Annotated in this window: 3 protein-coding genes; all 3 read left to right on the top strand. The window is 33.1% G+C overall.

Annotated elements, in window-relative coordinates:
* Positions 1-155: 155 nt before the first annotated feature.
* Positions 156-1,613 (top strand): hypothetical protein, encoded by a 1,458-nt coding sequence (locus tag LKO26_RS05435; protein ID WP_227586834.1) that lies wholly within the window; start codon positions 156-158, stop codon positions 1,611-1,613.
* A 75-nt stretch (positions 1,614-1,688) separates the two neighbouring features.
* Positions 1,689-3,899, top strand: coding sequence for a hypothetical protein (locus tag LKO26_RS05440; protein WP_227586835.1), 2,211 nt, complete (start codon positions 1,689-1,691; stop codon positions 3,897-3,899).
* Between the two features lie 3 nt (positions 3,900-3,902).
* Positions 3,903-6,932, top strand: a complete 3,030-nt coding sequence (locus LKO26_RS05445) for a hypothetical protein (protein ID WP_227586836.1) — start codon at positions 3,903-3,905, stop codon at positions 6,930-6,932.
* The last annotated feature ends 34 nt before the right edge of the window (positions 6,933-6,966 follow it).

A 6,966-nucleotide genomic window follows, 5' to 3' on the forward strand; every position in this document is an offset into this window, starting at 1 on the left:
AGTTGATGTGGGTAGGTTCTATGCAGTGTTTTAAATAAGCGACAGCCCAAAATGTATTATTCTTTATAAAAGGTGTTTTTCCTGTATCGTACAATTTTTTATTACTTAACTTTAACAATTCCAAGTGATTTCAATCCAAACATAAAATCAAAAAAATGAAAAAATTAATCTTTTTACTTCTCTTTTTTCCAATTATATTTTTTGCTCAGAAAGTTCAAATAAAAAAAGACAAAGTGATTGTTGAAGGCAATGAAGTTGCTGTTGTGATATCTCCTTATCAAGATCATTACGATTTTTATAATCTCAAAAATCAGAAAATGTTTGAAGTAGATTTAAAAGGAGTGGATCTCGCGCGAGAACAATTTATGCATTATTTGGAATTGAAATCTAATGATGGAAAAACAACCCAAATCCCTTACGAGGTTTTGGTAACTTCCCTAAAAGTTGATCGGATTATTGCCCATCAATTAACGGTTAAATACCAACTATTTAATCAAAACGGAATTGATCAATCAAAACTTGCAGAGTTTTTCAACGAACCAAGAGAAAATCTTGCGGATAAATACAACCAAATGAAAGCGAATAGTTTTGCAGATGAAAGCGGAAGACAAGAACGCTTAAGTAATATCAAAACCCGTTATAATCCACGATTAGGAAAAGGGGGTGAAATTTTATTCAACAATGGAAATTATCCTGCTAAAATTGCAGGATACGCAAGGGCTTATGAGTGCAGTGGTTTTTCTCCAAGTCCTTGCATGGAAATATGGGATTTAGACAATATCAAAATAGCGGCTATGTTTCCTAGTAATAAAGGAATAAGAACTTATTTGGTTAAAACTTATGATGGAAACGAGTTTTTGTTTGACATCAACCGAACCTATGCTTCTTCAGATTATGTTTTTGTGACCGAATTGGTTGCCCAATTGATTTTGGAAGGATATACTTTGGAACATCAAGCATATTACAAAGATTTGGAATTACAAAACGCCAAAATACAGGATGCGGTAGCAAGAAGCATTAATTTGTATGATGTTCCGGGTTATGTTATTGACAAAAATGGAAAGAAAACCGAAGGATATCTTACTGTTTGGTTTGAGCAATTGGACGTCAATAAGACTGGGCAACGCTTGCCAACAGAATTTGCTGATCGTTACGGGCAAGATGTGATGGTGAAAACTCCGCTTCCAGCAAACAGTATGAAAACAAAAACTTACAATGCAGATTCTGGAATACAATTTTGCGTGAAATCCGACGATGGAACAGAAGACTGTTATTATGGAATGAGTGTAAAAGGAGAGCTCATGAAAAAACTACAAAATTATGGCGACCTGTACGGAAACAATGCTTATTTCTATCGTTTAATTAAAAAAGAAAAGGAAATTATGTTACTACAAGATCCTGTAGAATTGCACAAATACGTTATTAAAACAAATTCGCAAGCCAAAGGACAAATGTTGGACAATCGCTCCAATGAAAAACTATCTGAAAAACTTGCCGAATACCTTAATGATTGCAAAAAAATATCGGAAGAGCTCAAAAATGAAAGTTTGGATCTTCGAAATGAAGAAAACCAATTATATATACTGAAAGAATACGCTAAGTGCAAAAATTAACAAAACATTAACTGCTTTGCATACGAATTGACAAAGAAAATGCGTTAACTTTAAAGAAACAAAAACACAAATTCTATGCCGACGGTTCCTTCAAATGCTTTGGCAACTTCCTCTGACTCTACTGGTCGAAATGTTCGTGCAGAATGGGCTGCGGAGTCGTTTTTCCTTTTAGAAAAAGATAAAACGTTTTCGCAAAGTATAAATGATAAATTTGGAATAAAAGGAACTGGCGCAAGTTCAACATTTAGAACAACTTCTAAGATAACTTATACCGGAAAAGTATTTACTATTTGTCAGGCACAGTTGTTTGTACAACCCAATTCCGGAGATCCTGCCAAAGTAAATGTTATTCTGAAACCTTTCTCACAACCGATGAAAGGTTTGGCAATAAAATACATTATATATCGGGGACTTTTAAAAAACGATTTTTTTGATAATAATCATCAGGTATTGCAAAGTAGCGGAAGTTCGACCGATTTTATTACCCGAATTCGCGAAGACTTTGCTAAATTTTATGGTGCGAATGGAGTTAATACCACACCACCACCTTTTTTGGCAGAATATATTGGTTATCCAGCTTTTAATCCACAACCGGGACAGGCACAAAACGACACGGATTTAATCGACGATTACTTCTTCAAAAAATCGTGGGAAGAAGATGCCAACGGACAAATCACACAACCGGAAAAGCAAGCATATGAACTACCCATTATTCCACAAGGTGTTTATCTTGGAAACACGAGTGGAGAATTAGGAATTGATATAGTACTGAACGAAGGAGACTTTAGTATCGAAAATGATCCCAATCCATTCCAACTCAATTTACAATACGCAAGAGCTGCTGATTTTGAACTGATTCCTACAGGTAATGATTTTCAAAAGAAGCTCATTCGGGAATCAGCAACACAGTTTATGGATATTGCAGCGTTTTACGGAATGCACGCACAAGGAAAAGGAAAACTGAAAGTAAATACCCAAACCAATGCTTTGCAAACGGTAGATGAAATATACGGTGCAATACAAAGTTTCCAAACCGCACAAACTTCTTATCTGTACATCCAGAGCAACCGTCAACGGTCATATAACTTTTATGGAAATTATGCAGAATCTGCTACCAACGATAACAATATCAAAATTGGTAACGATATCAATAACCTTTTAGAAACCCAGTTTGAAGAAAATTGGCCCATTTGGGAATTGAATAATCTACCACAATTGGTTGTCCAGCTCACTACCGATAATAATGATGCTGCCGCATTATATGTAAAACAAGGAATTTTGAGTGAAAATACAGTTCATGAAGATTATTTCATCCGCAATGAAAACCTATTACAACAAGCCGGAACCAATATCAATACCAACTACACCAAACCTTTTACGTTTAATTTTCTAAAAACGGCTAATAATGAAAGTTTAGCTTGTATAGTTCAATTGGTGTACGAAGGAAAGCTGATTTCTGTTGCAGATCAAGTACCAACAGGTGATCCTAACAATCCTACGCAAACGGTGTATCGTTATATGAAAGATATTGATGATATTTTTGGGCTGATTAATGCAGAACCACACATCAAGTCTCCTACCGATTCTGAATTGTATTATATCGTTGATCAGAATTTGTTACTGATTAATTTTGAAAATAAAACAGGAGGGCAAGATATTGCCACAGTTACCACCAAACGCACCCAAGATGAGGTTTTGAAAGATGATGACCAAACCTTATCCCGAATTACGTTTGAAACTTTACTGAATGACATCCGTCAAAATACCGGTTCTTTCTTCCAAAGTCTCTCGGCTTACAAAGACAATTCCAACAGTGGGGTGATGGCTTTTAGCAAACAGCTTAACAATTTTTACCAACCAGAAAGTCCCTATTACCTGCAAACCGAAGTTTTTACAGGCGCTGATGGGATTACGATTACGGGATTGTCTTTACACTCTAGCGACGGAGCCATCCCAAGCAAAAAACTTTTAGGCATCACAAAAGAGGAAAACGATCAACTGAAAGGTCTGATTACACAACATAACCTAAACAACCCGAAAGTATATTTTAAGAATGATTTAGAAGACGAAGAAAGCTATTACACTTCTTCTGAAGGCACCGAATACCGAAAATACAGCATCTGTATTTTGGGTGAAAACCAAAACGGCGCACTGGAGTTCTATGAACCTGCTACCAAAATCTACGTCACAACCATCGACAACCGAACCTATGCTACTGAAACCTATAGTAAGTGGGTGCCAAAAATTGAAAGAACACAAATGATAATTTCAAGTTTTTTTATTTAAGTTATGGAATTAGCAGGAATTTTATATGGTGATTATGATGGGAAAGGGAATCATTTGGTTGTAAGAACTAGTGATTTTAATAATCTCTTATATACTTTGGATGGATATCTGATAGGTTTTTCTAAAAGCAATCAGAATAATATTAACATAGATTATTTTCATTTTAAAAAAACTGACTTTAAAGAAGATGAGAATGAAAATATAAATGCTGGGTTTTATTCACTTGAAGATTGGTTGGAATATTGGGCCGATAAAAAAAAATTGAGTGAAATAAGGAAGTTTGAGTACATTAATTTTCGTTTTGTTCAAGAAAATGACGTAGTTGTAGTTGAGATTCAAAATACAGATTTTAACAGCCCTAAGTATAATCAAATAAAAAAATATGAATATACTTGGAATTTGCCGAATCAATACTTAATTGCTGATGTTCCTGCCGGAATTTTAATAACCCCGACAATACAGGATTACTATCCGAATGTAACGGCTACCTCATTTTTTACTAATACCAAATATCTGATTAATCAATATTCTTCAATTGAAACTAAACAGAATATTGCTAAAAATTTAATTTATGCTTCATATTGCATGCACCATATTTGTAATAGCATATTTCCGTTATTTACTAGTAATGAGCATCAAATTTTAATTCAAGAACAAAAAAATTACTGGACATATCCCTTTTCTTCAAATGTATCATCGCTTAGTGAAATTGAATTGCTAAATATTACAAAAGATTTTTACCTGGAAATTTTAAATTTTTATATTACAGGATTTAGAAATAAAATAAGAATTCAAGATGCAGTGGGAGATAAGAAATTTTTCTTTCTATCTCTTCTTATGAGTGTTAATTCATTAATTCCATTAACTGCAAATATAAAATTGACCATTTTAAAATCATGTGCCGATGAAATGAGTCGTTTCTTTGAAAGAGATGCTGTTGAAAACCTAATTGTAAGAGTGACAAGTGCATTTGATTCTAATACTGTGGGTCAGATTAATGACTTTTTAGATGGACTAATTAGCGAAAATAATGAAATAAAAACAGATAAAGAAAGTATTAACCTCTATCGATATATTTATGATCGTATGAGTGAAAGTTGGAATCTTACGACTGGATTAATGCAATTGTCTAATTGGGTTATTGAAACCGATTTTAAACCAACGGATACAAAGGGTGCATTTGTACAGTCTTTGTATGTGTTGTGGCAATTTAGTAAATACAATCCATATGATGATTTTGGTGAAATTAAACAAAATGTTATTGGCTTTAAAATTTTAGATACTAGCAATAACCCTAAAATTTCATATAATGTAATTGGTGACAGTGGGATAAACAAACTTTTCTATTACTCACATGAGTCAGCATCTGAATTAATATCATATACTTCCAATAATATAAATTATTTTTATTATGATCTGATTTATTCCAGTGCGTCACCAATCGTCATCCCTTACAATGTTGAAAAAAAGGTTGGTTTATATTTAAATAAATTTACTTTTCAGTTTGAAAATAATAAAATAGCTGTATTAGAAGAATATGAAGGAACGTTTGAAAGTGAAAATAGTCCTGCTATAGAATCTATAAGTCATGCTCTATATGGGACATATGAAATTTTTCAACCTGTTAGTTTACTTAACACTAAAATAGATAGTATTGTTCCAATATTAACGACAACTGGAAACACTGCCGAAATAAATGGACTAACATTAAATTCTTTTATACCAATTTTTGTGTTAAAGTATTATGATGATTCTAATGATAGAAGCAATACTGAAACTATGCTTGGATATACGGTTGATGGAGTTCTGACTTTTAGTGGGATTGGAAACCTAACAAAATTACGTCACTTAAGATGGGCTGCTTTGGGAGCAACAGAGTTTGGAATATTTACCAAACAAGGGTTACGTGTTTTATTAGGAGGACTTGAGTTTTCGGCTGGTGCAGTTGGTTACCTTGCAAATTTTATTGATTGTAATGCAAATGATGAATTTTGTAAAAATTTTAAAAATTTCGTTATGGCATTTCAGCTTGCTACTCTGTCTCTTACAGTAGGTGACAATCTTGCAACATTTGCAATGAGAAAAAGTGCTAAAGGAATGGTAAAAGCGACCGGGAAAACAACAGAAGCCGAGATTATAGCTGAAATCAAGAGTAGACTTTCCGCAATGAATGGAAACAATTCGAATACTACTGTTTTAGACGAATTATCCAATAATATCTATAGTTTTGTTGTTCCACTTCCCATTGGTTTAATAAAGCTAATTATAAATAAAATCAAGAAAGCATTTGACAAAGTATCTTGGGACTTGCATCCATCATATACTGATGCATTTTTAACTGATTACATAAAGCTTTGCAGAGAAGAATTAAATTTGCTTGACGAAGATATTATAGATTTAGTTGTAATTGCAAATAAACAGGGGAAGGATGGGATTAAATTTATTCCGCCCAATGAACTAATTAAACAAACTGTTTTTTGCATCAAAGAAATCAAAATAAGAGGATATACAGCTGGATTTAATGATTTAATTCAATATAAACAATTCTGTAATGTGGTGAAAAACCAATTTATTCAAAATATTGACAATTTGGCAGGTGAGCTATCAAGTCATATCGGTAGTTTAGATATCGTCGTAAAAGGTTCTGCTGTACGAACTTTAAGAGAAGGTGATCCTTTGGTTTCTCTTTCAGGAGCTGCAATACCAGTCAAAAGAGCTGATGATATAGATATGGCATTTAGATTAGACCCTACTGATTATGATAACTTTGTTGAAGAGTTAAAAATGGTGGCCATAGACATTCTGCCTACTGCTGATGCAGATATATTAATCAAAAAAATTAATAAAACAGATGGGAAACTACAATATGATGAGATTATGGAATATTTTCCAATCGGAAATTCTGATTTCACAAAAAAAATTAAGGAAGCCGCAGGGTCACACACTAACTTTTATTCCGATAAGATCGGATTCGCAATAATAAAGAAGGGTGGAAAATATGATAAAAAACCTGAAATTTCATTTAAATATTAGAAACTATGATAAAGTATACAAATATTGATGGGAA

Origin of the sequence: Chryseobacterium sp. MFBS3-17 (assembly GCF_020687745.1) — a bacterium.
Lineage (GTDB): Bacteria > Bacteroidota > Bacteroidia > Flavobacteriales > Weeksellaceae > Marnyiella.